Raw genomic sequence first — 26,124 nt, forward strand, 5'->3', positions numbered from 1 at the left:
TCAAAGGTTTGATTATGTTTTATTTTTGTTTTCTACTCCTAAGGCCTTATAGAGAAGTTGACGGATTTCTTTAAGTTCCTGCTTTATTTCCTTTTGCTCCTCTCTCAGCTCGCTAAATCTCTTATCAAAGTCCTGCCTCAAGTCATAAATTCTTTTGTTAACGAGAAACATAAAAATGGACGTAAATCCCGCTATCCCGAAAATAATCGTGAGAACCTGTCCCCAGTCCATAGGATTAAGATAGCTTTAGGAATTAGAGGCTGTAAAGTTTAAATGAGCGGCCAAATTTATGCAAAAACTTTAGCTTTAATACCCGCGGAGTTTTACCAAGTGAATTTCCTATAATTATTTACACTATGGGTATAAAGGTAGGTATAAACGGATTCGGTAGAATAGGGAGGAGCTTCTTCAGGGCATCCTGGGGACGGGAAGAAATAGAGATAGTCGCCATAAACGACCTCACAGACGCGAACCACCTCGCACACCTTTTAAAATACGACTCCGTTCACGGGATATTTAAGGGAGACGTTAAGGCTAAGGATGATACCCTCGTTGTTGACGGGAAAGAGATTAAGGTTTTCGCTCAGAAGGACCCTTCCCAGATACCTTGGGGGGACCTGGGAGTTGATATAGTTATTGAAGCTACTGGCGTTTTCAGGGACCGCGAGAACGCATCAAAGCATCTCCAGGGGGGAGCCAAAAAGGTAATAATAACCGCTCCTGCAAAGAATCCCGACATAACTGTGGTCCTCGGAGTAAATGAAGAAAAATACAACCCCAAGGAGCACAACATAGTTTCAAACGCATCCTGTACGACGAACTGCCTCGCACCCTGCGTTAAGGTTCTGAATGAAGCCTTTGGCGTTGAGAAGGGATACATGGTAACCGTTCACGCATACACGAACGACCAGAGACTCCTTGACCTACCCCACAAAGATTTAAGGAGAGCAAGAGCTGCAGCGATAAACATAGTTCCCACGACAACGGGAGCGGCAAAGGCTATAGGAGAGGTCATCCCCGAACTTAAAGGAAAGCTTGACGGAACCGCAAGAAGGGTTCCCGTTCCCGACGGCTCACTAATAGACCTCACGGTAGTTGTAAACAGAGCACCTTCCTCCGTTGAAGAAGTCAATGAAAGATTTAAGGAAGCGGCGGAAAAGTATAAAAACAGCGGAAAGGTTTACCTGAAGGAGATACTCCAATACTGCGAGGACCCCATAGTATCCACGGATATAATTGGAAATCCCCACTCAGCCATATACGACGCACCCCTCACACAGGTTATAGACAATCTCGTTCACATAGCTGCATGGTATGACAACGAGTGGGGATACTCCTGCAGGCTCAGGGACCTCGTTATATACATGGCGGAAAGGGGGATTTAACCTCCTTTCCCTCTCTTTACTAAATCTTCAAGAAACATATAAAGCACGGGAAGACTTCCGAGAACACCCCAGAGTCCCGCAATAAGAAAGGTTTCCCTGAAGGCTTCCGATAGAGCGTATAAAAGTTCAACTTTATAGAAAAGAGCCTTAGCCTTTTCCTCGGTTATCCAAAGGAGAAAGCTGAGCTTTTGAATAAAGAGGGAAACCATATGGTAATTCTGCAACTCCGTTATTCCGTCAAAGTTCTCCCATAAGCTTCTCTGAAGGTCGTTCGTAGCGAGTGCGGTTCCGAAAGAACCTCCTACAAACCTTATGTAGTGCATAAGGCTTACCCCCAATGTTGTGAACTCTCCCAGCTTCTTGAGGGCCAAGTTCGTAACGGGAGCGAAGAAAAAGCCGAGACCTACACCCACCACTATTAGCTTTATTGATGCCTCCCAGGACGGAGTGAAGTAATTAAACTTGGGAAGGAAGTAAAGGGTAGAGAACAAGTATATTGCTACCGCAAAGTATAGTGGAACTCTCTCCGAAAGTTTATCGCTAAGGATGCCCGCAAGAGGAGAGGAAATCCCGACCGCAAGGGCAAGGGGGAGTATGTGAAGACCAGTCTGGAAGGTGGGAAAACCCTTCAGGTGTTCAAAATACAAAGGAATTAAGTAAAAGACCTGATACATTGAAAAACCGAGAAGGAGACAGTAAACGAGGAAGGCTATAACGAACTCCTTTATCCTGAATATACGAGGGTCTATAAGTTTATTTTTTGAAATTGCTTCCGAGATAAGGAAGAGAAGGAAGGCAATAACACTCAAGAAGGTAAGCTTCCCTATGAATTCGGAAGAAAACCATCCGTATTGCTGACCTTTTGAGAGGACAATTAGAAGGGAAACGGTTGAAACCGAGATAAAGAGGTAGGAGAGAAAGTTAAGCCTTATTTTATGGAAAGGCCTGTGTTCGGGAAGGAAGAAAAGAGCGTAAACGAAGTTTATTATCCCTATGGGAACGTTTATATAAAAGACCCACCTCCACTCTATGTGCTCCGTAATCCATCCCCCGAGTGTCGGACCGAGTGCGGGAGCGAAGCTTACCCCGAGCCCGTATATACCCATGGCGAGCCCCCTTTTCCAGGGCGGGTATGCGGTAAAGAGCATCGCCTCCGCACTCACTATAATGAGGGACTCCCCGAAGCCCTGAAAAATCCTCGCTGTTATCATCCAGGCAAGGGATTGAGCGTTTCCCGCAAAGAAGGAAGCGGTTGTAAATAAAAAGAGCCCTGCCAGAAATACCTTCTTTAGCCCCACCTTCGTCTCCAGCCACTCAACGAGGAGTATAGCGGTAGCAGCAGCGGTCATGTATGCAGTTATCACCCATTGAACTCCGTAAAGGTCGGTAGATAAGGGAGCCATAAGCTTGGGAACGATAACGTCAACGATTGTCGTATCAAGTATGGCCATGAACACGCCGACGAGGAGTGAGATTGTGAGTATAACCCTCTGGGCGGGCGTAATCCTCTCGTAAAGCTCGCTCATCTCTCTCTCCTTATCTCAACCTCCCCCCCCATACCTACCCGAAGAAGTCTTATATCTCCCTTAGTTATCCTTATCTTTACGGGAATTCTCTGAACAACTTTTGTGAATTCGCCCGCGGATACATCCCTCGGAACCAGCGCAAAGGTTGCAGCGGAAGCCGGGGAAATCTCTTCAACAACACCTTCAAAAACCTTATCGGGATAAGCGTCAAGACGAACGTACGCCTTACTTCCCTTTTTAACTCCTTCAAGCTTCGTTTCCTCAAGGAGAACCTCTATGTAAAAACTTCTCGGGTCTATCAGGGCAAAAGCGGGCTGTCCCGCCCTAACCGTGTCCCCCTCGCTTATGAAACGCTTAGCTACGACACCATCAAAGGGAGCGGTTAAACGTGTATCCTCCAGCCTCTTCCTTGCGATATCTCTCCTTCTCTCAAGGGATTTAATCTCTTCCCAGAGGCTCTTTAATTCCCTGTCAAGTTCTTCAACGCTTTTGAAGGCATTTTTTACAAGCTCTATTCCCTTTAAGGCCTTCCTGTAAGAAATCTCAAGTCTCTCAAGTTTCTTCTTAAGGAACTCCCTTTCCTCAAGGAGTGCTTTATACTCCGTATCAATGCCCTCATACCTTCTCTTCGGTATAAGTCCCTCCTCAAATAAAGCCCTGTATCTCTCCCTGTCTTTCTCCAGAAGCTCAAGCTTTATATTAAGCTCTTTTAGCTTCTTCCTTAGAGCTTCAATCTCCTTTCTCACCTCCGAGGCAGTAAGCCTCTCTTTTTTCAGCCTAATCCTTAGCTCCCTCTCAAGCTTTTCCCTTCTAATTTCAAGGGCTTTCTTTTTCTCCTCCAGGGCGGACAGCTTTTTCTCAAGGCTTTTCAGCTCAAGCTCGTAGTATTCTGGGTCAAGAACAGCGAGAACCTCCCCCTTCTTAACCAAATCTCCCAAATCCTTATATACCTCAAGAACGGTTCCCGAAACGTTGAAAGAAAGATATGAGAGCCTATCCGCTTTTACGAAAACAGCGTTGCTTACCGCATACTCCATTCTGTGCTTTATCCAGAGAAATGCATAAACCGAGAAAGCGAACATTATGAGAACGAGGATACTCACCCCTGCCCACTTTTTCATAGCTCTCCTCCTATTAATCCCGAAGCCTCAAGAAGCCTTAAGTAGCTCTCTAAAATCTCGTATTCAGCGAGAACGAGCCTTTTTCTCGCATTTGTAAGCCTTGCCTCCGCGGTTATGAGGTCCGTATGAGAAATGAGCTGGTTCTTATACTGCCCGAGGGCTAATCTGTAGTGCTCTCTTGCATACCTCAGGGCTTCCCGGGCAACCCCAAGCCTGATGCTTGCGTTCTCAAGCCTCTCGTATGCGGTTTTAACCTCAAGTTCTATTAACTTCTTCAAATCCTCAAGCTCGTTCAGAAGCTTTAAAACAACCTCTTTTTTTGCCTTCATATCGTAGTAGGGCTTTACACCCTGAAAGCTTGCCAAAATCCCCAAAGAGAACGTGGTAATACCCTTGGGCTCAAGAATGGGATTTCTGTCGGTATAGTCGTAAGAAACCTTCAGGAAAATACTCGGTAAAAACTCCCTTACGCTTACACTTTCCTCCTTTTTTGCAATTTCAATTAACCTTCTGTAAATCCTTAACTCTTCCCTATTCTTTAAAGCGGTTTTTATATACTCCTCCGGATTTTTTAATTGAAGCTTTATCTCGGGCTTTTTAATTTTTTTTAATCTTTCCTTGGAAATTCCCGTTAGCCTGCTCAGGTTAAAGAGGGCTATTCTGTAATCGGATTTTGCCCTCTCAAGCTTTGCTTTAACCTCCGAGAGTCTCACCTTAGCCTCAAGAAGGTCAGCAAAGGCAACAAGTCCCTTCTCGTATAATGCCTTTGCAAGCTCGTAATGGGAGCTTACCGCCTCATACTCCTTTTGGTATATTTCAATAATCCCCTTTGCCCTCAAAAGGTTCAGGTATGCGATGCCCACCTCAAGAAGAAGTTTTCTCTTCTTTCTTTCGTATTTCAGTTTCTCAATATCCCTTTTCTCCTTCGCTATGCCTATGGCCTTTTCCCTTCTCCCGAAGTCATACAAAAGCTCCGTAATACTTGCGGAAAAAACTTTATACTTCCTTTTTGAAAACTCTAAATTCACGGGAAGGTTTACATCAAAACGTTGTTTCTCATTCTGGTAATTCTGGGAGTAATTTATTGAAAACTTGGGAAGATACAGATTTTTATAGGCTTTCAATTCATATTCCGAAGAGATTACAGCCCTTTTCTGGGCTTTTAACGAGGAGTTATTTTTTAGAGCCTCCCTCCATAAATCTTTCAAATCAAGGGAAAAAGCAAAGGAAATTAAGAGGAGAATTATTAACATCCCCTTCCCTCCGTTATTCTCTCCAGTCCGCGTTTTACGTAATCCTTTATGAACTCCTTTTCCCTCCTTTCCTTTATCACGTATTCAAGGACTACTTGTCTTATAAAGCCGAGAATTATATCGCTCAAAATTTCCCTCTCATCTTCCTCAAGGAGCTCCTTTATGCCCTCCTTTACCTCGCCCGTTTTCTCAAAGTAGAGTTTCCTGAACTCCTCACCGCACGAAATCGTTTGAAAGAGAAAGATGTTCACTATATCCCTTTCCTCGTAAAGTTTTTCAACGAGCTCAAGTATGAAGCCCTTCAGGGCTTCCTCTCCTCCCCTGCCTTTCCATCTCCCAAGGCTTTCCATTATTTCCCCGTGTATTTTTTCTATCAGCTCCTTAAACACATCCTCCTTGCTCTTGAAGTAGAAGTAGAAAGCTCCCTTTGAGAGCCCCGCATCCCTTACTATTTCCTCAACGCTCGTTCCGTAATATCCCTTTTCCGAAAAAAGTCTCTTAGCGGAAAGGAGTATTCTCTCCTTTGTTTCCATGTTATTAAGTTTACATACCGACCGGTCGGTATGCAAGGGAGAAATAATTTTTAATAATATGGAGTATGTGGTGATAGGAAAGGTTCTTGATACCTTTGGTCTTGATGGGGAGCTAAAGGTTCTTCCCTACATGCCCCTTGAGTTTTTTGAGAACCTTAATAAGGTTTACCTAAAGAGAAAGGGAGGTGATTACGTTCCCTTTGAGGTTGAGTGGGTTGATTTCATGAACGACAAGGTGATACTGAAGTTGAAGGGATACGATTCCATAGAGGAGGCGGAGCAGTTTAAAGGAGCTAAGATATTCCTTCCTAAGGAGGCACTTCCCGAGCTCGGGGAGGACGAGTTTTACGCTTACGAGCTCGTGGGTATGGAGGTGGAAACGGACAGGGGAAAGAATCTCGGAAAAGTGGCAAGGGTTCAGGATATGGGTCCTTACGACGTCCTCGTGCTTGAAGGGGATAAACTCATGATTCCCTTTGTTTCCGACATAGTAAAAGATGTAAAAAAAGAAGAAGGAAAAATTATAGTTAAGGAGGAGCTACTTCCCGTTTAAAATCATTTTCATGATGAGACTCAGGAAGATACTCACTCACTTCTTCATACTTATGGCACTTACGACCAACATAAGCTTTATAGTGAGCCCAAATCCCTACGAGCTCGTTCTTACAATATCAATGAATCTATTCGCGACGATACTCAAGATGGGAGAGGGGAAGATACTATCAAACGAGCTCATGGCCTCAAGCCTTGTCGCGGACCTTCACCTCATACCTGCAGGGTTTATTTACTTCTTGGGTGATAAAGAGGAGGCCATAGGCCTTGCCATGGGTGCACTCGCCGCTAACATTATTTCCATCATTCTCGGAATAATAGAAACGGTTCTCGCAACCTTCGTTGAGGAGGAGTAATCACTCAACCGTGACCGTTTTTGCAAGGTTTCTTGGCTGGTCAACGTCAAGGCCGAGCTTGCTCGCTATAAAGTAGGCAAGAAGCTGGAGGGGGACTACCGTTATGAAAGGTGTTGTTGGCTCTTCGGTTCTCGGAATCTCTATGAAATCCCTTGATTTCTCTTTCAGAACCTTGTCCCCCTTAAATCCTACGGATATTACTATCCCCTTTCTTGCGAGAACCTCTTCAAGGTTTGAGAGCATCTTCTCGTAAACTCTGTCCTGGGGAGCAATTACAACTACGGGCATGTTTTCGTCTATGAGTGCTATAGGGCCGTGCTTCATCTCTCCCCCGGGATATCCTTCGGCGTGTATGTAGGAAATCTCCTTGAGCTTTAAAGCTCCCTCAAGGGCTATCGGGTAGTTTAAATACCTTCCGAGGTATAAGAAGTCCTTTTTCTTTAAGTATTTTTCCGCTACTTTCTCAACTTCTTCCGCGGAGTTTAAGGTAAGCTCTATAAGAGATGGAACCTTGTCAAGATACTTAAGAAGTGTTTCCCTCTCTTCGTTTTCCCTCACCGCAAGAGCATATAAAACTGTTAGCTGGGCTGTAAAGGTTTTCGTTGCAGCCACACCTATTTCGGGTCCCGCGTGGGTGTATAGGGTATAGTCGGACTCTCTGTCTATGGCACTTCCTACAACATTAACGAGACCTACCGTAAAAGCTCCCTTTTCCCTCGCATGTTGGAGTGCAAACTTCGTGTCTATAGTTTCTCCCGACTGGGATATGCCTATAACGAGGTCCTTATCGGACAGGGGAATGTCCGCATACCTGAACTCAGAGGCGTATATAACTTCAACGGGAACGCCGGAAAACCTCTCTATCCAGTATTTACCTATAAGTCCCGCGTGATACGAGGTTCCGCAGGCTATTACGAGAACTCTCCTGAAGTTTTTCAAGCTGAAGGGGATTGTTTCCTCGGTTGAAAGAAATCCCTTTATTGTATCGTTTACAGCCTTTGGCTGTTCGTATATCTCCTTTAACATAAAGTGTTTAAAGCCTCCCTTCTCCGCGGAAATCAGGTCCCAGGGGGTAATCATGATATCTTTTGATACGGGCTCTCCGTTAAAGTTGTAAATGTTTACGCTGTCGGGCCTTATATCCGCTATCTCTCCATCGTCAAGAACTATTATCTTTTTTGTGTATGGGAGTATGGCCGGAATATCGGAGGCGAGGAAGTTCTCTCCGTTTCCGAGTCCAACGATTAAGGGACTTCCGTTCTTCACACCTATTATGCGGTTAGGCTCGTGAACGGTTATAACAGCAAAGGCAAAGGCACCTTTTAGCTCCTTTACCGTTTTCAAAACGGCCTCAAGGAGGTCTCCTCTGTAGTTTTTAGCTATCAGGTGGGCTATAACTTCTGTATCTGTGTCGGACCTGAACTTAACTCCTTCCTTCTTTAATTTTTCCCTAAGTTCAATGTAGTTCTCTATAATCCCGTTGTGGACTACCGCAAACTCGTTCTTTTCATCGGTATGGGGGTGGGCGTTCTCATCGGTCGGTTTCCCGTGAGTTGCCCATCTCGTGTGTCCTATGCCCGTGTGAGCCCTGTAATTTTTGCCCCATAAGCTCCTCACGAGCTCCCTTATCTTTCCCTTTTTTTTCTCAACTATGAGTTTTTTGTCCTCTATAAGAGCGACTCCCGCGGAATCGTATCCCCTGTATTCAAGCCTTTCAAGGGCTCCTATTATTACGGGAAGGGCCAAATCCCTCCCCGTATATCCGACTATACCGCACATAAGTTTTAGTTTATCAGGTGAAAAAGTCCTTTAAAGCTTCAAGGATAGCCTTATCGTTAGTTTTATACTCCCCCTTCTGAAGGAGCTCTTTTATCCTCTCAATTTTCTTATCAGTATACTCTCTTATTTCCTTTTGGGAAAGCTCCTTGGCGAGCTCCGATAGTGTTAACTTATACTCCTCCTTTATTTCGCTCTCCTTTTGCTTTTTCTCTTCCGTTTTCCCCTTTTCCGTGAGAAAGCTTATAAGACGGTATAGACTTACCCTGTCAACCATTCTCAATTAATTATATCGGTTGTTGCAAACTATTTTACAGCTCCTCAAAGTATCTTCTCATTCTCTTCTGCTCCCTCTTGTACTTTATGTAGTAGTAGAGAATTACTCCGAAGACAATTAGAAGAATGATGGGAATAAGCGTTATGCCTATGATTAGGGAGAGGGCTAAAAGGAATCCTATTATGAATCCCGCAAAGAAGGATAGAAAACACTGCATCATAATAGTTATGGAGCGGGCGACGGGACTCGAACCCGCGACCTGCGGCTTGGAAGGCCGCTGCTCTACCAACTGAGCTACGCCCGCTTACAGATAATTATAACATGGAGGGGGCAGGATTCGAACCTGCGCAGGGCGGACGCCCGGGGGATTTACAGTCCCCTGCCTTTGGCCGCTCGGCCACCCCTCCTTGCATCCTGCCCCAATTCCAAGCTGGCGGCGGGACTCGAACCCGCGCCCACGGGATTACAAATCCCGCGCTCTGCCAGCTGAGCTACGCCAGCTTTTATCACACGTGCCAATATATTATTGTATAAATAGTTTCCAGAGGTGTCAAGATGGATAAAGCTCCTTTACTGCTTGAGGTTTTTAAAAACGCCTTCAGCTCTATAGCGGAAGAGATGGGAGTGGTTCTCCAGAGAACAGCCTTCTCCCCCAACATAAAGGAGAGAAGGGACTTCTCCTGTGCCATATTTGATAAAGAGGGAAACCTGATAGCTCAGGCAGCCCATATACCCGTTCACCTCGGCTCCATGCCCCGGTCCGTAAAAACCGCCATAGAGAAACACACCTTTGAAGAGAGGGACATGGTCGCCTTGAACGACCCCTATATGGGAGGGACTCACCTTCCCGATATAACCCTCGTTGCGCCCGTTTTTTATAAGGGGGAGCTCCTTTTCTTCGTCGCAAACAGGGCCCACCATGCGGATGTAGGGGGCTCAACCTCCGGTTCAATGCCCTTATCAACGAGCATATTCCAGGAGGGATTTATAATTCCCCCTATAAAGCTATTGAAGAGGGGGAGGATAAACGAGGACTTTATGGAGGTATTTCTGAGAAACGTCCGGACCCCTGAAGAGAGGGAAGGAGACTTTAAAGCCCAGATAATGGCAAACATAACGGGAATAAAGAGGCTTAAAGAGCTTATTGAGAAGGAGGGACTTGAAAAGGTAAACTTCTACGCAAAGGAGTTAATAAAGTATTCAGAAAGATACATGAGGGAGAGGATAAAGAAATTCCCTTCGGGAGTTTACGAGTTTGAGGACTACATGGAGGACGACGGATACGAAATGAGGGATATAAAGATAAAGCTCAAGCTTAAAGTGGAGAAGGATAAGCTCGTTTTTGACTTTACGGAGTCGGACCCTCAAACGCGGGGTGGCATAAACGCGGTAAGGTCCATAACGGAATCTGCGGTGTATTACTCGGTAATAGCTCTACTTGGAAGGGATATACACATAAACGAGGGGTGTTTTAAACCTATAGAGATAATTACAAAGAAGGGAACGGTTGTTGACGCGGAGTTTCCGGCGGGTGTTGCCGGAGGAAACGTTGAAACCTCCCAGAGGATAGTTGACGTGGTTCTGGGGGCCTTCTCAAAGGTTATACCCGAAGAGGTTCCCGCGGCGAGTCAGGGAACGATGAACAACGTAGCGGTAGGGGGAATAAATGAGGACGGGAAACCCTTCACCTATTACGAAACCATAGGCGGAGGTATGGGAGCAAGTGCGAAAGGGGACGGGGAAAGTGCGGTCCACTCCCACATGACAAACACGATGAACACACCGATAGAAGCCCTTGAGCACCACTATCCCGTTCTCGTAAAGGAGTACTCAATAAGAAGGAACTCCGGAGGTGAGGGGCTTTACAGGGGCGGAGACGGAATAGTAAGGGAGTATGAGTTCTTAACGGAAGTTGAGGTTACGGTTCTTTCTGAAAGAAGAAGGCTTGCCCCTTACGGACTTTTCGGGGGAGAGCCAGGAGAGCCCGGGAAAAACCTTATAATAACCGGAGGAAAAATAAAGGAATTGCCCTCAAAGTTTTACACAAACCTGAAAAAGGGAGATAGATTAAGGATAGAAACGCCCGGTGGTGGAGGATATCTAAGGAAGGAATGAGAAGGGCAACCGTTGACATAGGAAACACGACTGTGGATATACTCATATGGAACGAAAATAAACCCGAGAAAGTTTTAAAGCTTTCTCACGAAGAATTTAAAAAGCTTGAGCCTATGAACATTCCCGCGGTAGCGGTTTCCGTAAAACCGAGCCTGAACACTTATTTATTTAAGAAGTTCAAGGAAGTTAAACTTATAAAGACGGAAGATATACCTATTGAAATAATTTACAAAACTCCCGAAACGCTCGGAACGGATAGAGTTATTATGGCCTTCGGAGCAAAGGAGTTTTACGGGAATAACGTTATTGTTGTAAGTGCGGGGACCGCTCTCGTTATAGACCTCGTCCTTGACGGAAAGTTTTACGGAGGATTTATAACCCTGGGTGTAAGAAAGAAACTTGAAACGCTTTTTAAAAGTGCTGAAGGAATTCCGGAACTTTCTTTCAAAGATTTAGAAATTAAAGTGGGACAATCAACCAAAGAATGTGTTCTCGGAGGAGTGATAAAAGAAGCGAAAACTTTTGTAAGAGAAACCATAAAGGAGTGGAGAGAGTATTTTAAAAGGGATTTTAAAGTGGTAATAACGGGAGGGGACGGAAAACTTCTTAAAGAATTTGGCATATATGACGAGTATTTAATACATAAAGGGATAAAATTGCTCAGTAATGAGTCATCATAGTTTGTATAACCTGCGTTATAGGCCTAATATCGTCCCTTATACAAGAAATTTTTCTGAAGAACCAGAACTTATTCGCCACTTTATCGGTAGCTCTTTTACTGAAAGAAAAATCTGTAGCTCTGTTGAATCCGATGTCTAAGGTTAAATTCTCAGGAAAATTCCTTAAAAGTACGCCCCTTACACGTGCTCTGTATCCCCATATATAGTTTACATCATGACCAAAATATACACCGGTAAATGAATTGCTGTATGCAGCTACTACGGAGTTTACATTTATTAAGAGCGAAGGATTATCATTATTCTCCGAAATATACTCTGTGAGTGAAGTGACTACTTATACCTGCCCATCCACATCTTCCTAAATCATAGCGGCAAGCTCTAATAGATGAATCACTTGAATCTCTACTGCATGCATCAGGACATGCGTTAGCGTAAAGATAAACCAAACTGCCCCTTATATAATTCCTGCTAAAATTTCTAAACCTTATGGATGCACCGAAAAATGCTGAATCGTTCATAAAAAAGTTCCGAGGTCTTCTAAGGTATAAGATGTTTCTAAAATATTTCGTATTACCATCATCACTTTCGCGGTAGCCAAGCACAATAATAGAGTTTCTTATTGTCAGTCTACCCGGTTTCCAGCCTACTATGCTTCCGTTTTCTATAACTATTCTTACATTTTCTATATCATCACGGAGGAATATATTAGTATCTTTAACATAAATAGTTAGATTCAGTAAAGGTGCCCCAAAATCATTTTCACCTTCTGGTTCACCTCCATCCACTCTATATAAAATAAGGTTTGTGTCTGCGAATATAATCGTCGGCTTTTGGGGTGTTCCTCTTAACCTTACAGGCATATATCTCATATAAAGAAAGCTCGTATCAGACGTAGGGTCCTCACATATAGAGCTATCTACATTCCTTAAATCTATACTTGTTATATTGCTTCGTATTACGCATGCATTCGGGGGAATCTCAGGTAATCTTACAATAACTTGCCCGTACTCATCTATTTCAAAGTCTTTGTTATCGTTTATCCAGTTTATAGCATAAGTTTCTTCAAGGGCATCATTAAGCCCGTACTCGCATGCGGTATCCTGTTTAGAGTTAAAACAATCTACATTAAAAAATAAAGGAGTAAGGTCGTGAAAACCTACTTCAGGGAGTAACGCCGGGTCTCCATATATTCCTCTACCACCTCTATCTTGCGAACATAATCTGGGTCTTACCCATCCCCTTATCCTTATTCTCCCACTTGCTATAAAGGCGGGAACGTAACACACTGGGTCAACCGATGTATCGCATCCCGAAAGTCTTCCTCCACCGTAATACGCATCCACATCTCCCCTTACCGTGTATAACCCTACACCGTAATAGGATTGTATTATAGCTGTTTTTACTACTTTTGCCCCCCTCGCCTTACCTACTGACCTTATGAAACATATCCTTCCGCTTCTTATTATATCCACTTCGTAAGAGGAATTTCCCATATCTCCACTAAAACTTTCATTTGCACAGAAACCTTCATCTGTGTATATTCTATCCATTGCTCTTAATATACCTGTTCTTGCAGCACTTTCCGCAAGGTAGAAATTCACATCGGAATAGGTAGCCCTAATGTCTATATTTGTTAACATAAATACGGTTATGCCAAGTGTGGTGATAAGTGTACTAAGAACAAATACCGTTACAAGTGAAAAACCTCTACTTAACATCTTATTCCCTCCTAAAAATTAACGTGTTAAACGTCCGAAAATCCTTTCAATAGTTAAAGTATTTCCATCCGCTCCTCTGAAGGTTATTCTTAGTCGTACAAAACCATCCGTGTAAGGGTCGTTAACAACTTTAAAGGACTCCACGGGAACCAGGGGTTGAGGATGCTCCCTTTTGCATCCCGCCATATCCTCAATACGCATATACAACCAAAGTCTATTATTATCACTACGAAAGGGAGCACAGTAAAGGGTTATCCTGTATGGAACTCGGATTAATAGGTCTCCGCTTTCAAGTTCTAAGGTTCTGTCATCCTGAGTTTCAACCTCCCTGTCCATAGTTGCGTTGCTTCTTCCATCAAAGTCTACACAATCAAGTGTGCGGGGGGGGTCCAAATTAGATATTGAGGCTATTACTAAGTTATCCTCTTCGTCCCTTACCCATAATCCCCCGCGTTTTATATAGTAGCAGTTATCATTATCACGTGTCTCCAGACGACAGCTTAATACTGCTACTTTGTTGACACCATAAATCCTTGTGACAAAACCCATACCACCGAGCGAGGCATAAAACTGTATGGTATCGCATGGGTCTCCACGTGAAACATTTATACAAAGGGAACTGGGAGGGGGATAGTTATCCTCTCCTCCGCACGCTCTTATAGCGGTGCAGTTATTATCTCCTGTTGGGTCATCGCATGGGACTCCCACGCCCCACCTTTGAAAAATCCAGTCAAGTTTAGCTATTCCTTCCTTTGCATAATCTTTTACGTCAACAACCTTTTTAATTTCCTTTGCACTTCTTCCCGCTCCCAAAAAAGTATTGAGAACAACACCGAGAATTACTAAGCTTATAGCGATTGAAACGAGAACTTCCGTTAAGCTTATCCCCCGTTTCATACTTTATCCTCCGAAATCGCAGACAACACCTTTGAGTTTTATACTTCGTGTTCCGCTGTGAGCTACCGATTCAATTTCGTAACAAGAGGTACTAATCCATGAACCTTCTCTAAGTCTAACGTGGATATTTTTCCCTCCACAATGCAGGTTTATGGACGTTATTCCATCGTTCGCCCTTCTGGCTTCCAGACCTGATAGTGCCGCCTGGACGAGGCAGTATGTCTCAAAATCTTTTCTGACCAGGCTCCCCATATTCGTAATAAGGTTTAAGATAGAAAAAACAAGTATAGATAAAACTACAGTCGCTATAAGAGCTTCAATAAGCGTAAAGCCTCGCTTCAACATGGTCCTCTTCCTCTTTCCACACGTATTGAACCGAAACGCCCTACGATAACTTTAACGTATCTATTTTCCGACGGAAAGGAAAGACAAATGTGATTCCACTTTATTGCGAGTCCCCTCGGGTCAAAACTGAAACCCTCCCCACTAACAGTAAATTCTCTTTCCTCTATATATAGCTCACTTAAAACCTCTCCACTACAGGTAAAGTTCCTTGAAGTTCCTATATCTACTATCTTTATCTTCCTTCCTTCTACGCATACAGCTATGCTATGACTTTTCTCACGGGCAAGAAGTTTCGCAAGTTTTGTTAAATTTATTAAAGATTGTTCGTATTGGGAGAATTTAAGTTTCATATAGTATCTTTTTCCATTAATTATTCCCACAAAAAGCAAAATTAAAATTATGCTTACTACAAAAAGTATTTCAACAAGCGTAAAACCCTTACGATTATTTACTCCATAGAACACTGTATGGTGCCTATATTTTCTCTGTATGAACATTCCACCTCTCCCAAAAAACTTCTTGCCTTTGCCTTTAGCACAACGGGATTCTCACTTTCTAGCGTTATCTCTTCCGTATAAGGGGATTTGGGGCAATCATTAACGATTTCTTCAGTAGTTCTCGTGTCCCCGCTTTGTCTCGCTATTACAAGAAAACTTATACAATTTCTTAAATCTGAAAGAGCCTGAATCTTTACCGCTTCACGTGTGTAATGAAAAGCCCCGAATACCGCTAGAGCGCTTAAGATACCGATTATAGCAATTACTACAAGAAGTTCAACAAGTGTAAAGGCACGCATAGAAAAAAATAGAAAAAGAAAAAAGGGAAAAAGGGAATATTAACCACCCCCACGCTCTTATTCAGTACAGGATATTGTTATAGCTCCATTTGAGTTCGTAGCATTGCACGTTATACCACTTGCAGCTCCTTTACATTCGGCACTTCCGCTTATGGTTCCATCACTATCAACATTAATAGTAATATTTTGGGCATTACTTGTATTTTCTGGAAAATCTGTACCTGCTTCACAGCTTGTTTTTGAGGGGTCTGCTGCCAGTGCCGCTGCACACATGGATATCGCGTTCCTCAAGTCAGCCATACAAGCAGCTTTTGCCGCATTTCTCCTGTACTTACCGAACTGCGGAATGGCAATGGCTGCAAGAATGGCAATGATTGCCACAACAATTAATAGTTCAACGAGCGTGAAACCTCTTCTCATGGCAACACCTCCTTTTAGTTTTTGGGAGCCGGCTCCCTATATCTCAATTTAACACCTACTCAGATAAGAAGGCAAGAATTTTAACTTAAATTCTATATACTAATCCCGTATGGTGGCACTTAGTTTAGCGGTTATCATTATCACTCTTTCTTTTTTACCCTTTTATCTTTCTTCTTCACCAAAAAGCGGAAAGATTGAGATAGTAAAGCTTGACATAAGCAAAGCTATACCTTCTGCTCCTGAAAGAATTCCTGATAAACCTTTAAGGTTTCACCTCTCTTCAGACCCCAAGACCTTAAATCCTGCACTTGCAATGGAAACCTCTTCAACGGAGGTTTTATCGGGCGTTTTCAGCGGTCTTACCAAGCTGAACCTAAAAACCATGAGGGTTGAGCCTGACCTTGCGGAAAGCTGGGAGGTGAAAGAAGGGGGAAGGGTTTGGATATTTAAGCTCAAGAAAGGAGTAAAGTGGAACGACGGGAAGCCCTTCACGGCTGATGATGTTGTATTCACATTCAGGGATGTTTACTTAAACGATAAAGTGCCCACATCAATGAGGGATATATTCACGATTGAGGGAAAGAAAATAAAGGTTGAAAAGATAGACGATTACACGGTTAAATTTACTCTCCCCAAGCCTTTCGCTCCCTTTTTAAACTCCTTGGGTGCGGAAGTATTGCCAAAACATAAGCTTGAAAAATTTATGAAGGAAGGGAAGTTTTCAACAGCCTGGAACGTAAACACGGACCCGAAAGAGATAGTGGGAACGGGTCCATACAAAATAAAGGAGTATGTAAAAGGCCAACAGGTGATTTACGAAAGGAATCCCTACTACTACGAGAGGGACGAGAGGGGGAATAAGCTTCCTTATATAAAGAAAAAAATCGGTGTAATAGTTCCCGACCCTGATACCGCTTTACTTAAGTTTGTAAACGGGGAGATTGATTACATCGGCGTTCGGGCTCAGGATATCTTATTCCTCGCAAGGCAAAAGGTTAAGGACTTTGTAATTTACGACCTAGGGGCTACGCCCTCAACGACTTTCCTCGTTTTCAACCAAAATCCGAACGCAAACATTCCGAAGTATAAAATAGAGTGGTTCAGAAACAGAATTTTCAGGATAGCTATATCCCATGCGATAGACAGAAAGGGAATAGTTAATCTCGTATATAACGGGCTTGCGGAACCCCTTTACACACCGATAACTCCCGCCAATAAGCCCTATTACGACCCCGCTTACTACCCGAGGTATGAGTTTAACTTAAAGAAGGCAAAAAAACTTCTTGAGAGTATTGGCTTCAGTGACAGGGATGGGGACGGAATACTTGAAGATAAAGAGGGACACGAGCTTGAGTTTACGCTGATAACGAATGCAGGGAATAAGGAAAGGGAGATGATGGGAGCAATAATAAAGGAGGACCTAAGAAAAATAGGTATAAAGGTTCACTTCCAGCCCATAGACTTTAATACACTTGTTTCAAAACTTACTTCCCCTCCCTACGAATGGGAAGCGGTAATAATAGGCCTTACGGGCTCCATTGACCCCCACTTCGGTAGGAACGTATGGCACTCATCGGGAGCACTCCATATGTGGTATCCCAGACAGAAAAAACCCTCAACCGAATGGGAAAAAAAGGTTGACGAGCTTATAGACAGGGGGGCTACAGAGCTGAACTTTGAAAAGAGGGTAAGGATTTATAAAGAGACATTCAGAATTATAACGGAACAGCAGCCGATGATTTTTATAACAGCACCCAAAAGCATGGTTGCGGTAAGAAAGAGCTTAAAGAATGTATTCCCGACCGTATGGGGATGGTATGAACCTTTAAGGGTTTACAAGATTTGGGATTGATTGGTTGCGGGGGCGGGATTTGAACCCGCGACCTCCGGGTTATGAGCCCGGCGAGCTACCAGGCTGCTCCACCCCGCGTTACCAGTTTAATTATTATAAGAGCGAAAAAGATATGTGTCAAGTGGGATAACTGGTTTACAATAAGCGATATGAATATGGTAAGGCTTCAGCTGATATACCCCGAGGAGAAGGTGAAGGAACCTATTTTGTGTATGGTTTGTAAGAACTTTGACGTCGTCGTTAACATAAGGAAGGCTCAGGTTTCTCAGGATACGGGTTTCCTTCTCGTTGAGATAGACGGGGAGTCAGACGAGATAGAAAGGGCTATAAAGTTCATTGAGGAACAGGGAGTTGAGGTTCAGCCTATAGAAGGGCAGATATTTACGGAATGAAAAAGAAGCTCGTATTCTTTTTACCCCTGGTATTTCTCTACTTTTTTAACCTCGGGTATAACGCGGTATGGATACCGAACGAGTCCTTTTACGCGGACGCGTCAAAGAATATGGTTGAGACGGGAAACTACCTTACGCCCGTTTATAACGGAGAGTTAAGGCTGAATAAACCCCCCTTAACCTACTGGCTTTCAGCACTCGGATTTAAGATTTTCGGTATAAACGAGTTCGGCTTAAGGTTCTTTCAGGCGTTCCTCGGAATTCTTACGGGAGTATTAACTTATTTAGTATCAAAGAAACTTACGAAAAAGGAAGACGTCTCCCTTCTTTCCGCATTAATTCTGAATCTCTCCTTTATATTCATAGCAAACGCAAGGTATACCTCTCCCGAGGTCCCTTTCACGTTCTTTATAACCCTTTCCCTTTACCTCTGGCTTGAGTATTACACCGAGAAGAAGAATTTATTTTTCCTGCTGGCTTTAGTTTCTTCCTCCCTTGCGGTTCTCACGAAGGGTCCTGCGGGATTCGCACTCCCCGCGGGAGTTATATTCTTTTATCTCCTTTTTAACGACCCTAAGGAGCTTTTAAAAATCAGGTATTACCTCGGAACGGCTTTCGTCTTTATAGCCGGGGGGTGGTGGTTCTTATACCAGTATTTTGCAAACAAAGAGGTATTTCTTGAGGTTTTCATAAAGGAAAATATAAAGCGTATATACGCTCTCCAGAAGGACCCCATTTACTTTTACGCACTTGATATTAACGTTTCCTTTCTTCCTTACTCCCTTCTCTTCTTCCCCGCAGTTTTCTGGGCTTTCAGAAAAAAGGAGCTCAGGTTTCCCTTAACCTGGTTTCTATTCATATTTACCCTTTTCAGCCTGGTTAAGATGAAAATACCCGTTTACATAATGCCCGCATACCCAGCAATGGCCGTAATAACTGCCCACTTCTTGCTATCCTCAGAGATGAGAAAGGTGAAAGTATTCCTCTCTTTACTCCTCGGAACGCTCATCAGCCTTGCCTTAATTCTTTCTGCGGTTTACATAAAGATGAGCCTTTTTATAATTCCCCTAATTTTCCTTGCATTTATACCTGCTTTCACGAGAAGGTTTATCCTGTTTCCCGCATTTGCGGGATTTGCCTTCTTGTTGTATCTTTCCTCGGTTATACTTCCCTTTGTTGAGGAATACAGACCTTACAGGGAGATAGGGAGGGCTATAAAAGATATAGACCCTTCGGGTAAGCTAAAAACTTATGAGGTCGGTTTTTTCCACCATAACCTTCCCTTTTATGCGGACAGGGTGGTAATAAGGAATAAGAGTTTGAGTGAGATAAAGGAGGGATTAATCCTCGTGAGGAGTGATTTGTCCGAGTGCGAGGGAATAAAAAGCTGGAAGCTTTACACGTCCTCGGAGTCAAGATTTTTTAAGTTCCTGATGGATATAAAAAGAGGGAAGAGGTTCAGGGAGTTTAAGCTGTGTATTCTCACTCAAGGCCGGCTGAAATCTCGGTGAGGGGCAGTATTACGCTAAGGGCAATTATCCCGACGGTTATACCTATTACGAGTATTGAAAGGGGTTCAACCACTCTGAGCCAGAAGTTTACCGTTCTGTCCGCCTGCTTTTCGTAAATTTCCGCTACAAGCTCAAGCATCTTCTCAAGCTCCCCGCTTGCTTCTCCCGTCTCCACGAGACTTGAGAAGAGTTTTGGTATATCCACTTTGTAAAGAAGCGAAGAAAAGCTCTTTCCCCTCTCAACCTGAGGTATTAACTCCTCTATTTTCTTTCTCAGGTAGAGGTTTGAGAAGCTCTTTACGGATATGCGAAGGGCGGTATTCAGGGGAACGCCTGCCTCAAGGAGCATTGAAAGAACTCTCGCAAACCTTGAGAGGTTAAAGTAGAGGTTTACCTTTCCGATTACGGGTATCTTTAAGAGTATTTCGTGGAGTTTCTCCCTTGATACAAATCTCTCGCGAAGGTGAAACAGAATGAGAAAAACAGGGAGAAGGAGTATGAGAAGCGTGAAGAGGTCGGAAAGGAACAGAATGGCTTTCGTTATAGGGGGTAGCTCTTTACCTAAGTCCTCAAGGACTGACGCAATCTTCGGAACTACAAACTTGACCGCAACGAATAGGGATATGAAACTGAAGAGTATTATCACTGAGGGGTAAGTTATTGAGGAAAGGAGTCTGCTCCTGAATTCCGAAACCTTCTGTAAGTATTCCCCTGCAACCTTAAATATGAACTCAAGGTTCTCCCCCCTCTGGACTCCCGTAAGCATCTCCGAGAGGAACTCAGGAAATATGCCTGTCTTCCTGAAGGCTTCCGCTATATTTTCTCCTTTCTCAAGGGAGCTTTTTACCTGATTTAATGCACTCCTCAGCTCCTCATTTTCCGCCTGTGAAGAGACGAGCTCAACAGCCCTCGTCAGGGGAATGCCCGAGGAGAGAAGAACAGAAAGCTCAAGGAGTATGTAGGCAAGCTCCTCGTCCGATACCTTTTTCCTGAAAAGGGTAAAGCTCCTCTCTTTCTTCTCCTTCAGTTTTATAGGTCTTATTCCCTCCCTCTTTAGCTTTAGTATGAGCTCCCTCTTATCCCTTGCCCTCAAGACGCCTCTTACCTTCTTCCCTTCCCTCAAGCCCTCGTATAAAAACTCCTTCATCTCAGCTCCTTATAAACTACGCTGTTGTTCTCCCTGTCGTAAACCGCTATAAGGGTTGTTCTCACGTCTTCCGTATCCACAGAGAGCTCTATCTTAAAGAACCTGCTTTTCACCTTAACCATTGGGTTTATTCTGTATGCTATATCAAGGTTCATTCCATCAACGAGGAGTAGGTCTTCAACTCTCCTGAAGGGTCTTTCTTTCCTGTAGTCCGCTATTCTCTTGGCGAGGTTAAAGTCTATATCCCTGTCAAGTGCCATCAGAACGTAAATGGGAGCGGTGTTTATATTCACCTTCCCATCCGAGAACACTGTTATTAGCTCAAAGAGTCCTGGAATTTCCTCCATATCCCTTTTCTTTCCGTAGAGGTCTCCTTTATTCTCCCAGAATAGCTCTATCTCGTAAATGGAATCAAGGGGTTTCTTTTTTAGAGGATACTCTGTGTCAATGTATCCCTCTTCCTGTCCGCTCCAGACGAGTATTCTCTCAAGTAGCATCGTATCTATCTCAAGGATTCTTAAGAGTCTTTCAAAGGCTTCCTTTAATCCTCTTACTCTCATAAGGTAGTTGGGATTTATATACCTGTCTTCGTCTGTAATCTGAACGCTTACAGTTCCGAGGGGTGTATCAACCGCGTAGGGTCTCGCCCAGGGGTCCGTGAGGGCATCGTAAGAGGGGTCCTCGCTTTTTAGGAGACGAATAACCTTTGGAAGGATAGACTCAAGGAGAAGGGCGTGTTTCTCCTTCAGGTAAACCTTCTGATAGGTTTTCTTAAGGGATAGGGTTTCCTGCATGAGGTCCGCGCTGTAGTAAGAAAGGGTAAGAAACATAATAAGGACTATTACGACTATCACTAAAATAAAATTTTATGAGTGCTTCACTCCTCATAGTGGTTGCATTTCTCCTTTACGCTTTCGGTTATCTCGTTTACTCAAGATATCTTGCAAGGATTTTTGAGCTGAGGGATGATAATCCAACGCCTGCGAGGGAGATAAACGACGGGGTTGATTTTGTTCCCACGAATAAATGGATTTTGCTGGGACACCACTTTACCTCAATAACGGGCGCTGGTCCGATAGTGGGTCCCGCCATAGCGGTGATATGGGGATGGCTTCCCGCATTTCTATGGGTTGTTCTCGGTGCGGTATTTATAGGAGGAGTTCATGACTTTACAGCCCTTGTGACGTCCATAAGGCATAAGGGAAAGTCCATAGGAACAATTCTTGGTGAGTATCTCGGTGAGAAAGCGAGGGTTTTATTCCTTCTCCTTCTGCTTGCCCTTGCCATTCTCGTTAACGCTGTTTTTGCATACGTTATATCCCTTCTCTTCGTTAAGTTTCCAACGAGCGTGATTCCTGCGTGGCTCGTTATACCTCTTGCGGTTGTGTTCGGGCTGAGCGTTTATAAGCTCAGGCTTAACTTTCTCTTTTTGACGGTAATCTTCCTCGTAATCCTTTATGGAGGGATATACCTCGGGAGTATAGTTCCCGTTGATATAAAGCCCCTTGCGGAGAGTCTGGGGCTGAGTCCCATAATGTTCTGGATAATTGTTTTATTCCTTTACGCCTTCTTTGCTTCTTCGCTTCCCGTATGGGTTTTACTCCAGCCGAGGGACTTTTTGAACGGGCTTCAGCTTCTTGTTCTGCTTTTCCTTCTTTACGTGGGTGCTCTCGTTGCGAATCCCGAAATCGTTGCCCCCGCTGTGAACCTCTCTCCCGAGGGTGCTCCCCCCATATTCCCGTTCCTCTTTATAACGATAGCCTGCGGTGCTCTAAGCGGTTTTCACGCTCTCGTATCCTCGGGAACTTCCTCAAAACAGCTTGAGAAGGAAACTGACGCGAGAACGGTGGGTTATCTCGGCTTTATGGGCGAAAGCTCATTAGCCCTTGCGGTGATAATAGCGACGACCGCGGGTATAGCTATGTTTTCCGCGGACAGGTTTCACGAGCTTTACAGCTCCTGGGCTTCCATAAAATCCTCAAGTATCGTTGCGGTTGTTGAGGGCGGAGCGAACCTGCTGAGCTCCATAGGAATTCCCGTTGATTTCGGAAAGACTGTTATAGCAACGCTTATTGTCCTCTTTGCGGCAACTACCATGGACACGAGCGTAAGGATTCAGAGATACATACTGAACGAGCTCGGGGAGATATACCGCTTCAGGTTTCTCGTAAATCCCTGGGTTGCCTCAGGGGTTGCGGTTCTAACCTCTATGGCTCTCGTCCTCTCAAAGGAAGGCGGAAAGGGAGGTATGGTTTTCTGGCCCGTTTTCGGTGCGGCAAACCAGCTCCTTGCAGGCCTTGCCCTTCTCGTGGGATACCTGTATCTCAGGAGCGTCAATAAACCTACGTGGCCCGTATCCATTCCCATGATTCTTGTTCTCATAATAACTTCTCTCGCCATGGCTATGAATGCCTGGAACAACCTCATGAAGGGGGACATGCTCCTTTTCAGCGTTAGCTTCGTTATCCTGCTTCTTGAGAGCTTCATAATATTTGAGACTATTAAGGCTGTGAGGGAGCCGAAAACCGCTTAGGGCTTTAACGACTCCCTCAGAAGGTAAAAGGCAACGAAGAGCGTTAAAAGAGAAGAGAGAAAGAATGTAAGGAGCTTTATGAGGGAAAAATCGGGGTGAACATACCTTATGAAAAATCCCGACAGGCTCTCAAAAAGGGGAAGGACAAGCAAAAGCAGAAAGGTTAGCGTCTTCCTTTTGTAAGGCGTGAAGAGGAGGAAGTGGCCGAGGGCGAAGTAAAAAGCGGGAATGCTGAGGGTGTGGGGGTGGGAAACCTTTATAAGCCCCTCAAGGCTTTTTGGCTTTAAAAATTTCTTGGGGTCTCCGAGGTAATACTCCTTTACACTCTCGGGGCTGAGTCCCAGCTTTTCCTTAAAAAGAAAGAAGTTTAAAATGGTGAATATTACCGCAAAAAGGGAGAAAATGCCTATGAGGAGCTTTAAGAATCCGAAATCCTGAACATTTTTCTCCTTCTTAATGAGCTTATAAAGGGTTAACGCAAGAACTATAAAAGTTGTAAGCTGGTAGAGAAAGAAAGAAATATTCTTCAGGTAAATAAGGAGTTTAAGCTCGGTCAGATAAATAACGACGTCATAAAGGGGCTGGAGGAACAAAAAGGTAAACGAAGAGAAGGCGAGTAGGTATTTAAACCTGTATGAGAATAGGTTTGTTATTGAGAAGAGAAGAAAAACGAAGAAGAAGTTAATGAAAAGGAATATGTGCATCTCTTGGAATAGGGTTGAGAGGGATACCTTCTCCGGAAAGTCGGGCTCTCCGAAGAAGAATATGCTAAGCTTCCTTACGGAAAGTCCGTAAACCGCATCGTAATAGAAGAAGTTTCCAATCCAGAATAAAAATCCGAAGAGAATGAATGTGAGGAGTCCATAAAAGAGAGGCTTGTTACTTTTCACGTCCGCGGACAGGAGAAACCTCATTCCTTGCCTCCGAAGAGAACCTTCCAGAGTGCGAGCGCCTTCTTTGCGTGTTTTGCTACAGCCCTTGCGCTTAGCGTGGCCCCCGTTATGTTCGGGATATCCTTCTTAAACCTGAGGTTGTTTATGCTTCTTCCTCTGAACAGCCCAAGCCACTCCTTGGGAGGTAAATACTCTATGGGCTCGTAAAAGGCGAGGATTTCTATAAGCTCAATCTTCCCGTTGGGGGATATAACGTATAAAACAGCCTCGGGTTTTGTCCTCACTCTGTGGATATCAACGTATCCGTAAGCAAGAACACGGTCTTTCTTTTTCACTATGTAAAAGGTAACAAAACGGGTGTTTATCTTCATTCCAGCGATTTTTTCAGCTTTCTTTAACTCTTCCTCTGTGAGAATTCTGTCAACAGCCTCTATCTTGGAAGAAGGGTATAATTCCTTTAGAACTTTTTCAGGTTTTGTTTCATTTGAAAAAGCAAAAAGAAAAAGTAGGAGGAAGAGGACAGCGCTTATTGACATTCACACCTCCATAAAAGATAATAAAATAAAAAGCCCTCCCCCTCACCTCCCGAGGGGCGGTGCTCCCGTAGGAGGTAAAGGATGGCGCTCCGTGCCATTCACCTCCTCCGTAAAAAATAATAAAAGGTCCCCCCACCTCCCGGGGGTGGTGCTCCCGCAGGGGCTTTTTCAGAACATCCATGTGATTGCTGCACGATAAACATCATTATCCTTCTTATCCTTGTAGTCTTCACGGACATAATCCGCCTTGAGGGCTACGAGGGGATGGGGCTTGTAAGATATACCGAAGTTATAAATGTTAAGCTCCGAGCCTTCGGGCTTTTCGTATCCCGAGGGGACGGATGCGTGGGTGTCGTAGCTCTCAAATATGCCGAACACGTAGAGCTCCTGTTCCGTGTCAAAGTGTCTCAGGACGTTGTAAGCAACTTGAAGGTAAAATCCCTGCATGCGTTTTGGGAATACTTCACAAGTGCTTTTATCAACCGCACAGGTTGAAGGAGAAAGCTCAAGGGTTATATTCTCCGCATCGCTTACCGTTGCGTAAGCACCTACGAACCTTATGTCAAATCCTCCATATTGCCACCAGACGTGTGGAGAAAAGAGGTAAACGTTTCCGAGGTTGTCTCCCTCCTCGTTCTGGACTCCCGATATGAAGGTAGACGCTCCTACCGTAAGGTTTCTCGGGAGTTTGATGTCTATCCTTCCCGTAAAGGCGAGGGAGTCCATGGCTGCCTCTCCCCCGTTCTGTCTCAGCTTCTTTAAGGGAGCGGAGGCTTTAAACTCTCCCTCTTCCGCCTTCATTCCGTTTAGCACGTAAGCCCTGTAGCTTATGAGCTTCGTATCCCCGTAAACACCTACACCGTTTTCCCTCCAGGTTGTCGGGATTATGTTCCTCTCAAGGTAAGGCCTGTCAACCGAGAAGAAGGTCGGTGGTTCGTGAACCTCGTTAATAATTCCTACGGGAACGAGAACCATACCTCCCCTTATCCCGAACTCGGGCCTGAAGCTGTAATCAAGGTAGGCAAACTCTATCGCGAGCTCACCGCTTTCCTCTCCTCCTTCCACGAACGCGTGCTCAATCTCAATTTCGGAATTAAATTTCAATTTCTCTGAAAATGAGTAACCGAAGTAAAGTATTACTCTCTTCAGGTCCGTCTCAGTTTTCGGTTCCTTATCGGGATTATGTATAAAGAAAAGCTCACCGTATCCACCTATGGACACGCCTTTCTTCAACTGGTAAACCTTTGAGGCTGCGGGTCCGTATCCCCCGTATTGACGGGAGGCCTCGGGAATAACGAGTTCTAATCTCAAGTTCCTGAACTCCTCTTTGAGAACCTTAATCTCTTCTCTGAGCTTCTCAACCTCTTTTTTTAGGTCCTCCTGCGAAAAGCCTAAGCCGAAGAGAGCTAAGGAGAGAAGAAAGGCTTTTCTCATCTCATACCTCCTATGAATTTGAGATTTAGTTTCAATAGCTGTAGTTTATTAAACCGAATACCTAACAGCCTTTCTA

General features: G+C 44.2%; 28 protein-coding genes, 4 tRNA genes and 1 pseudogene. 9 read left to right on the forward strand and 24 right to left on the reverse strand.

Annotated features, from left to right (window positions below):
• Positions 1 to 12 precede the first annotated feature (12 nt).
• Positions 13 to 231 (reverse strand): hypothetical protein, encoded by a 219-nt coding sequence (locus ACYQZ0_RS06445; protein WP_459775782.1) that lies wholly within the window; start codon positions 229 to 231, stop codon positions 13 to 15.
• A gap of 125 nt (positions 232 to 356) precedes the next feature.
• Between ACYQZ0_RS06445 and gap the strand changes: the two genes are divergently transcribed.
• On the forward strand, positions 357 to 1,385 hold the full coding sequence (gap, locus tag ACYQZ0_RS06450; protein ID WP_459775783.1) for a type I glyceraldehyde-3-phosphate dehydrogenase: 1,029 nt from the start codon (positions 357 to 359) through the stop codon (positions 1,383 to 1,385).
• Here the strand turns inward: gap and ACYQZ0_RS06455 are convergent.
• The 4 genes from ACYQZ0_RS06455 to ACYQZ0_RS06470 are packed head-to-tail and all read right to left on the reverse strand — an operon-like array spanning position 1,382 to position 5,818.
• Positions 1,382 to 2,911, reverse strand: a complete 1,530-nt coding sequence (locus tag ACYQZ0_RS06455) for a DHA2 family efflux MFS transporter permease subunit (protein WP_459775784.1) — start codon at positions 2,909 to 2,911, stop codon at positions 1,382 to 1,384. The genes gap and ACYQZ0_RS06455 overlap by 4 nt on opposite strands.
• Positions 2,908 to 4,032, reverse strand: a complete 1,125-nt coding sequence (locus ACYQZ0_RS06460) for an HlyD family efflux transporter periplasmic adaptor subunit (RefSeq protein WP_459775785.1) — start codon at positions 4,030 to 4,032, stop codon at positions 2,908 to 2,910. The genes ACYQZ0_RS06455 and ACYQZ0_RS06460 overlap by 4 nt, the downstream gene beginning before the upstream one ends.
• A complete protein-coding gene (locus ACYQZ0_RS06465) occupies positions 4,029 to 5,285 on the reverse strand; it encodes a TolC family protein (protein WP_459775786.1) in 1,257 nt (418 codons plus the stop codon). Before ACYQZ0_RS06465 ends, ACYQZ0_RS06460 begins: the two co-directional genes overlap by 4 nt.
• The gene (locus ACYQZ0_RS06470) at positions 5,279 to 5,818 is read right to left on the reverse strand and encodes a TetR/AcrR family transcriptional regulator (protein ID WP_459775787.1); all 540 of its coding nucleotides are present in this window, start codon (positions 5,816 to 5,818) and stop codon (positions 5,279 to 5,281) included. Before ACYQZ0_RS06470 ends, ACYQZ0_RS06465 begins: the two co-directional genes overlap by 7 nt.
• Positions 5,819 to 5,876: 58 nt before the next feature.
• Here ACYQZ0_RS06470 and rimM point away from each other — a divergent pair, with 58 nt between their 5' ends.
• Complete coding sequence (rimM, locus tag ACYQZ0_RS06475; RefSeq protein WP_459775788.1) at positions 5,877 to 6,371, forward strand: ribosome maturation factor RimM; 495 nt, start codon at positions 5,877 to 5,879, stop codon at positions 6,369 to 6,371.
• A 10-nt stretch (positions 6,372 to 6,381) separates the two neighbouring features.
• On the forward strand, positions 6,382 to 6,726 hold the full coding sequence (locus ACYQZ0_RS06480; protein WP_459775789.1) for a DUF6394 family protein: 345 nt from the start codon (positions 6,382 to 6,384) through the stop codon (positions 6,724 to 6,726).
• Here ACYQZ0_RS06480 and glmS read toward each other — a convergent pair whose 3' ends face one another.
• The 6 genes from glmS to ACYQZ0_RS06510 form a co-directional block, all read right to left on the reverse strand.
• Positions 6,727 to 8,505, reverse strand: coding sequence for a glutamine--fructose-6-phosphate transaminase (isomerizing) (glmS, locus tag ACYQZ0_RS06485; protein WP_459775790.1), 1,779 nt, complete (start codon positions 8,503 to 8,505; stop codon positions 6,727 to 6,729). It abuts the gene before it with no gap.
• Positions 8,506 to 8,518: 13 nt separating this feature from the next.
• Positions 8,519 to 8,779 (reverse strand): hypothetical protein, encoded by a 261-nt coding sequence (locus ACYQZ0_RS06490; RefSeq protein ID WP_459775791.1) that lies wholly within the window; start codon positions 8,777 to 8,779, stop codon positions 8,519 to 8,521.
• 34 nt (positions 8,780 to 8,813) lie between these two features.
• Positions 8,814 to 8,999 (reverse strand): hypothetical protein, encoded by a 186-nt coding sequence (locus ACYQZ0_RS06495; protein ID WP_459775792.1) that lies wholly within the window; start codon positions 8,997 to 8,999, stop codon positions 8,814 to 8,816.
• Between the two features lie 8 nt (positions 9,000 to 9,007).
• Positions 9,008 to 9,083, reverse strand: a tRNA-Gly gene (locus ACYQZ0_RS06500).
• 18 nt (positions 9,084 to 9,101) lie between these two features.
• Positions 9,102 to 9,186: transfer RNA gene (locus ACYQZ0_RS06505), tRNA-Tyr, on the reverse strand.
• Positions 9,187 to 9,207: 21 nt separating this feature from the next.
• Positions 9,208 to 9,280 (reverse strand) — tRNA-Thr (locus tag ACYQZ0_RS06510).
• Positions 9,281 to 9,334: 54 nt separating this feature from the next.
• Between ACYQZ0_RS06510 and ACYQZ0_RS06515 the strand changes: the two genes are divergently transcribed.
• Both ACYQZ0_RS06515 and ACYQZ0_RS06520 read left to right on the forward strand, forming a co-directional pair.
• Entirely contained in the window at positions 9,335 to 10,894 is a 1,560-nt protein-coding gene (locus ACYQZ0_RS06515; RefSeq protein ID WP_459775793.1) for a hydantoinase B/oxoprolinase family protein, read from the forward strand.
• Positions 10,891 to 11,574, forward strand: coding sequence for a type III pantothenate kinase (locus tag ACYQZ0_RS06520; protein ID WP_459775794.1), 684 nt, complete (start codon positions 10,891 to 10,893; stop codon positions 11,572 to 11,574). Before ACYQZ0_RS06515 ends, ACYQZ0_RS06520 begins: the two co-directional genes overlap by 4 nt.
• Positions 11,575 to 11,870: 296 nt before the next feature.
• Here ACYQZ0_RS06520 and ACYQZ0_RS06525 read toward each other — a convergent pair whose 3' ends face one another.
• The 7 genes and pseudogenes from ACYQZ0_RS06525 to ACYQZ0_RS06555 form a co-directional block, all read right to left on the reverse strand.
• A complete protein-coding gene (locus ACYQZ0_RS06525) occupies positions 11,871 to 13,292 on the reverse strand; it encodes a hypothetical protein (RefSeq protein WP_459775795.1) in 1,422 nt (473 codons plus the stop codon).
• Between the two features lie 18 nt (positions 13,293 to 13,310).
• Positions 13,311 to 14,189, reverse strand: coding sequence for a type II secretion system protein (locus ACYQZ0_RS06530; RefSeq protein ID WP_459775796.1), 879 nt, complete (start codon positions 14,187 to 14,189; stop codon positions 13,311 to 13,313).
• A gap of 3 nt (positions 14,190 to 14,192) precedes the next feature.
• Positions 14,193 to 14,441 carry a hypothetical protein gene (locus ACYQZ0_RS06535; protein WP_459775852.1) on the reverse strand — a complete coding sequence of 83 codons (249 nt, stop codon included), beginning with the start codon at positions 14,439 to 14,441 and terminating at the stop codon, positions 14,193 to 14,195.
• A gap of 27 nt (positions 14,442 to 14,468) precedes the next feature.
• Positions 14,469 to 14,534: pseudogene (locus tag ACYQZ0_RS06540) on the reverse strand (prepilin-type N-terminal cleavage/methylation domain-containing protein); the annotation flags it as partial.
• Positions 14,528 to 15,031, reverse strand: coding sequence for a pilus assembly FimT family protein (locus ACYQZ0_RS06545; protein ID WP_459775797.1), 504 nt, complete (start codon positions 15,029 to 15,031; stop codon positions 14,528 to 14,530). The gene ACYQZ0_RS06545 and the pseudogene ACYQZ0_RS06540, both read right to left, overlap by 7 nt.
• Positions 14,983 to 15,330, reverse strand: a complete 348-nt coding sequence (locus ACYQZ0_RS06550; protein ID WP_459775798.1) for a type II secretion system protein — start codon at positions 15,328 to 15,330, stop codon at positions 14,983 to 14,985. The genes ACYQZ0_RS06545 and ACYQZ0_RS06550 overlap by 49 nt, the downstream gene beginning before the upstream one ends.
• Before the next feature lie 57 nt (positions 15,331 to 15,387).
• Positions 15,388 to 15,750 (reverse strand): prepilin-type N-terminal cleavage/methylation domain-containing protein, encoded by a 363-nt coding sequence (locus tag ACYQZ0_RS06555; RefSeq protein ID WP_459775799.1) that lies wholly within the window; start codon positions 15,748 to 15,750, stop codon positions 15,388 to 15,390.
• A 109-nt stretch (positions 15,751 to 15,859) separates the two neighbouring features.
• On the opposite strand from ACYQZ0_RS06555, the gene ACYQZ0_RS06560 reads away from it, so the two are divergent.
• Positions 15,860 to 17,602, forward strand: a complete 1,743-nt coding sequence (locus ACYQZ0_RS06560; RefSeq protein WP_459775800.1) for an ABC transporter substrate-binding protein — start codon at positions 15,860 to 15,862, stop codon at positions 17,600 to 17,602.
• Position 17,603: 1 nt separating this feature from the next.
• Here the strand turns inward: ACYQZ0_RS06560 and ACYQZ0_RS06565 are convergent.
• Positions 17,604 to 17,680, reverse strand: a tRNA-Met gene (locus ACYQZ0_RS06565).
• 71 nt (positions 17,681 to 17,751) lie between these two features.
• Here ACYQZ0_RS06565 and ACYQZ0_RS06570 point away from each other — a divergent pair.
• Together ACYQZ0_RS06570 and ACYQZ0_RS06575 are read left to right on the forward strand one after the other, a co-directional pair.
• Positions 17,752 to 17,994, forward strand: a complete 243-nt coding sequence (locus tag ACYQZ0_RS06570) for an NIL domain-containing protein (protein ID WP_459775801.1) — start codon at positions 17,752 to 17,754, stop codon at positions 17,992 to 17,994.
• Entirely contained in the window at positions 17,991 to 19,505 is a 1,515-nt protein-coding gene (locus ACYQZ0_RS06575; RefSeq protein WP_459775802.1) for an ArnT family glycosyltransferase, read from the forward strand. The genes ACYQZ0_RS06570 and ACYQZ0_RS06575 overlap by 4 nt, the downstream gene beginning before the upstream one ends.
• Here the strand turns inward: ACYQZ0_RS06575 and ACYQZ0_RS06580 are convergent.
• Together ACYQZ0_RS06580 and ACYQZ0_RS06585 are read right to left on the reverse strand one after the other, a co-directional pair.
• Positions 19,477 to 20,652, reverse strand: a complete 1,176-nt coding sequence (locus ACYQZ0_RS06580) for a type II secretion system F family protein (RefSeq protein WP_459775803.1) — start codon at positions 20,650 to 20,652, stop codon at positions 19,477 to 19,479. The two genes, ACYQZ0_RS06575 and ACYQZ0_RS06580, sit on opposite strands and share 29 nt — an antisense overlap.
• Positions 20,649 to 21,482 (reverse strand): type II secretion system minor pseudopilin, encoded by an 834-nt coding sequence (locus ACYQZ0_RS06585; RefSeq protein ID WP_459775804.1) that lies wholly within the window; start codon positions 21,480 to 21,482, stop codon positions 20,649 to 20,651. Before ACYQZ0_RS06585 ends, ACYQZ0_RS06580 begins: the two co-directional genes overlap by 4 nt.
• A 38-nt stretch (positions 21,483 to 21,520) precedes the next feature.
• On the opposite strand from ACYQZ0_RS06585, the gene ACYQZ0_RS06590 reads away from it, so the two are divergent.
• Positions 21,521 to 23,185: a carbon starvation CstA family protein gene (locus ACYQZ0_RS06590; protein WP_459775805.1), complete on the forward strand. Its 1,665-nt coding sequence runs from the start codon at positions 21,521 to 21,523 to the stop codon at positions 23,183 to 23,185.
• Here ACYQZ0_RS06590 and ACYQZ0_RS06595 read toward each other — a convergent pair.
• The 3 genes from ACYQZ0_RS06595 to ACYQZ0_RS06605 all read right to left on the reverse strand — a co-directional run bounded on the left by ACYQZ0_RS06595 (position 23,182) and on the right by ACYQZ0_RS06605 (position 26,048).
• On the reverse strand, positions 23,182 to 24,099 hold the full coding sequence (locus tag ACYQZ0_RS06595; protein WP_459775806.1) for a hypothetical protein: 918 nt from the start codon (positions 24,097 to 24,099) through the stop codon (positions 23,182 to 23,184). The two genes, ACYQZ0_RS06590 and ACYQZ0_RS06595, sit on opposite strands and share 4 nt — an antisense overlap.
• A complete protein-coding gene (locus ACYQZ0_RS06600; protein ID WP_459775807.1) occupies positions 24,096 to 24,614 on the reverse strand; it encodes an FMN-binding protein in 519 nt (172 codons plus the stop codon). The genes ACYQZ0_RS06595 and ACYQZ0_RS06600 overlap by 4 nt, the downstream gene beginning before the upstream one ends.
• Positions 24,615 to 24,782: 168 nt before the next feature.
• Positions 24,783 to 26,048, reverse strand: coding sequence for a DUF3373 domain-containing protein (locus tag ACYQZ0_RS06605; protein WP_459775808.1), 1,266 nt, complete (start codon positions 26,046 to 26,048; stop codon positions 24,783 to 24,785).
• Between the last annotated feature and the right edge of the window lie 76 nt (positions 26,049 to 26,124).

It is taken from the genome of Aquifex pyrophilus, assembly GCF_054656935.1.

Bases quoted from the DNA above. Each gene is read 5' to 3' on its own strand.
- ACYQZ0_RS06445 (WP_459775782.1), bottom strand. From the start codon at position 231: ATGGACTGGGGACAGGTTCTCACGATTATTTTCGGGATAGCGGGATTT.
- gap (WP_459775783.1), top strand. From the start codon at position 357: ATGGGTATAAAGGTAGGTATAAACGGATTCGGTAGAATAGGGAGGAGC.
- ACYQZ0_RS06455 (WP_459775784.1), bottom strand. From the start codon at position 2,911: ATGAGCGAGCTTTACGAGAGGATTACGCCCGCCCAGAGGGTTATACTC.
- ACYQZ0_RS06460 (WP_459775785.1), bottom strand. From the start codon at position 4,032: ATGAAAAAGTGGGCAGGGGTGAGTATCCTCGTTCTCATAATGTTCGCT.
- ACYQZ0_RS06465 (WP_459775786.1), bottom strand. From the start codon at position 5,285: ATGTTAATAATTCTCCTCTTAATTTCCTTTGCTTTTTCCCTTGATTTG.
- ACYQZ0_RS06470 (WP_459775787.1), bottom strand. From the start codon at position 5,818: ATGGAAACAAAGGAGAGAATACTCCTTTCCGCTAAGAGACTTTTTTCG.
- rimM (WP_459775788.1), top strand. From the start codon at position 5,877: ATGGAGTATGTGGTGATAGGAAAGGTTCTTGATACCTTTGGTCTTGAT.
- ACYQZ0_RS06480 (WP_459775789.1), top strand. From the start codon at position 6,382: ATGATGAGACTCAGGAAGATACTCACTCACTTCTTCATACTTATGGCA.
- glmS (WP_459775790.1), bottom strand. From the start codon at position 8,505: ATGTGCGGTATAGTCGGATATACGGGGAGGGATTTGGCCCTTCCCGTA.
- ACYQZ0_RS06490 (WP_459775791.1), bottom strand. From the start codon at position 8,779: ATGGTTGACAGGGTAAGTCTATACCGTCTTATAAGCTTTCTCACGGAA.
- ACYQZ0_RS06495 (WP_459775792.1), bottom strand. From the start codon at position 8,999: ATGATGCAGTGTTTTCTATCCTTCTTTGCGGGATTCATAATAGGATTC.
- ACYQZ0_RS06515 (WP_459775793.1), top strand. From the start codon at position 9,335: ATGGATAAAGCTCCTTTACTGCTTGAGGTTTTTAAAAACGCCTTCAGC.
- ACYQZ0_RS06520 (WP_459775794.1), top strand. From the start codon at position 10,891: ATGAGAAGGGCAACCGTTGACATAGGAAACACGACTGTGGATATACTC.
- ACYQZ0_RS06525 (WP_459775795.1), bottom strand. From the start codon at position 13,292: ATGTTAAGTAGAGGTTTTTCACTTGTAACGGTATTTGTTCTTAGTACA.
- ACYQZ0_RS06530 (WP_459775796.1), bottom strand. From the start codon at position 14,189: ATGAAACGGGGGATAAGCTTAACGGAAGTTCTCGTTTCAATCGCTATA.
- ACYQZ0_RS06535 (WP_459775852.1), bottom strand. From the start codon at position 14,441: ATGGGGAGCCTGGTCAGAAAAGATTTTGAGACATACTGCCTCGTCCAG.
- ACYQZ0_RS06545 (WP_459775797.1), bottom strand. From the start codon at position 15,031: ATGTTCATACAGAGAAAATATAGGCACCATACAGTGTTCTATGGAGTA.
- ACYQZ0_RS06550 (WP_459775798.1), bottom strand. From the start codon at position 15,330: ATGCGTGCCTTTACACTTGTTGAACTTCTTGTAGTAATTGCTATAATC.
- ACYQZ0_RS06555 (WP_459775799.1), bottom strand. From the start codon at position 15,750: ATGAGAAGAGGTTTCACGCTCGTTGAACTATTAATTGTTGTGGCAATC.
- ACYQZ0_RS06560 (WP_459775800.1), top strand. From the start codon at position 15,860: ATGGTGGCACTTAGTTTAGCGGTTATCATTATCACTCTTTCTTTTTTA.
- ACYQZ0_RS06570 (WP_459775801.1), top strand. From the start codon at position 17,752: ATGAATATGGTAAGGCTTCAGCTGATATACCCCGAGGAGAAGGTGAAG.
- ACYQZ0_RS06575 (WP_459775802.1), top strand. From the start codon at position 17,991: ATGAAAAAGAAGCTCGTATTCTTTTTACCCCTGGTATTTCTCTACTTT.
- ACYQZ0_RS06580 (WP_459775803.1), bottom strand. From the start codon at position 20,652: ATGAAGGAGTTTTTATACGAGGGCTTGAGGGAAGGGAAGAAGGTAAGA.
- ACYQZ0_RS06585 (WP_459775804.1), bottom strand. From the start codon at position 21,482: ATGTTTCTTACCCTTTCTTACTACAGCGCGGACCTCATGCAGGAAACC.
- ACYQZ0_RS06590 (WP_459775805.1), top strand. From the start codon at position 21,521: ATGAGTGCTTCACTCCTCATAGTGGTTGCATTTCTCCTTTACGCTTTC.
- ACYQZ0_RS06595 (WP_459775806.1), bottom strand. From the start codon at position 24,099: ATGAGGTTTCTCCTGTCCGCGGACGTGAAAAGTAACAAGCCTCTCTTT.
- ACYQZ0_RS06600 (WP_459775807.1), bottom strand. From the start codon at position 24,614: ATGTCAATAAGCGCTGTCCTCTTCCTCCTACTTTTTCTTTTTGCTTTT.
- ACYQZ0_RS06605 (WP_459775808.1), bottom strand. From the start codon at position 26,048: ATGAGAAAAGCCTTTCTTCTCTCCTTAGCTCTCTTCGGCTTAGGCTTT.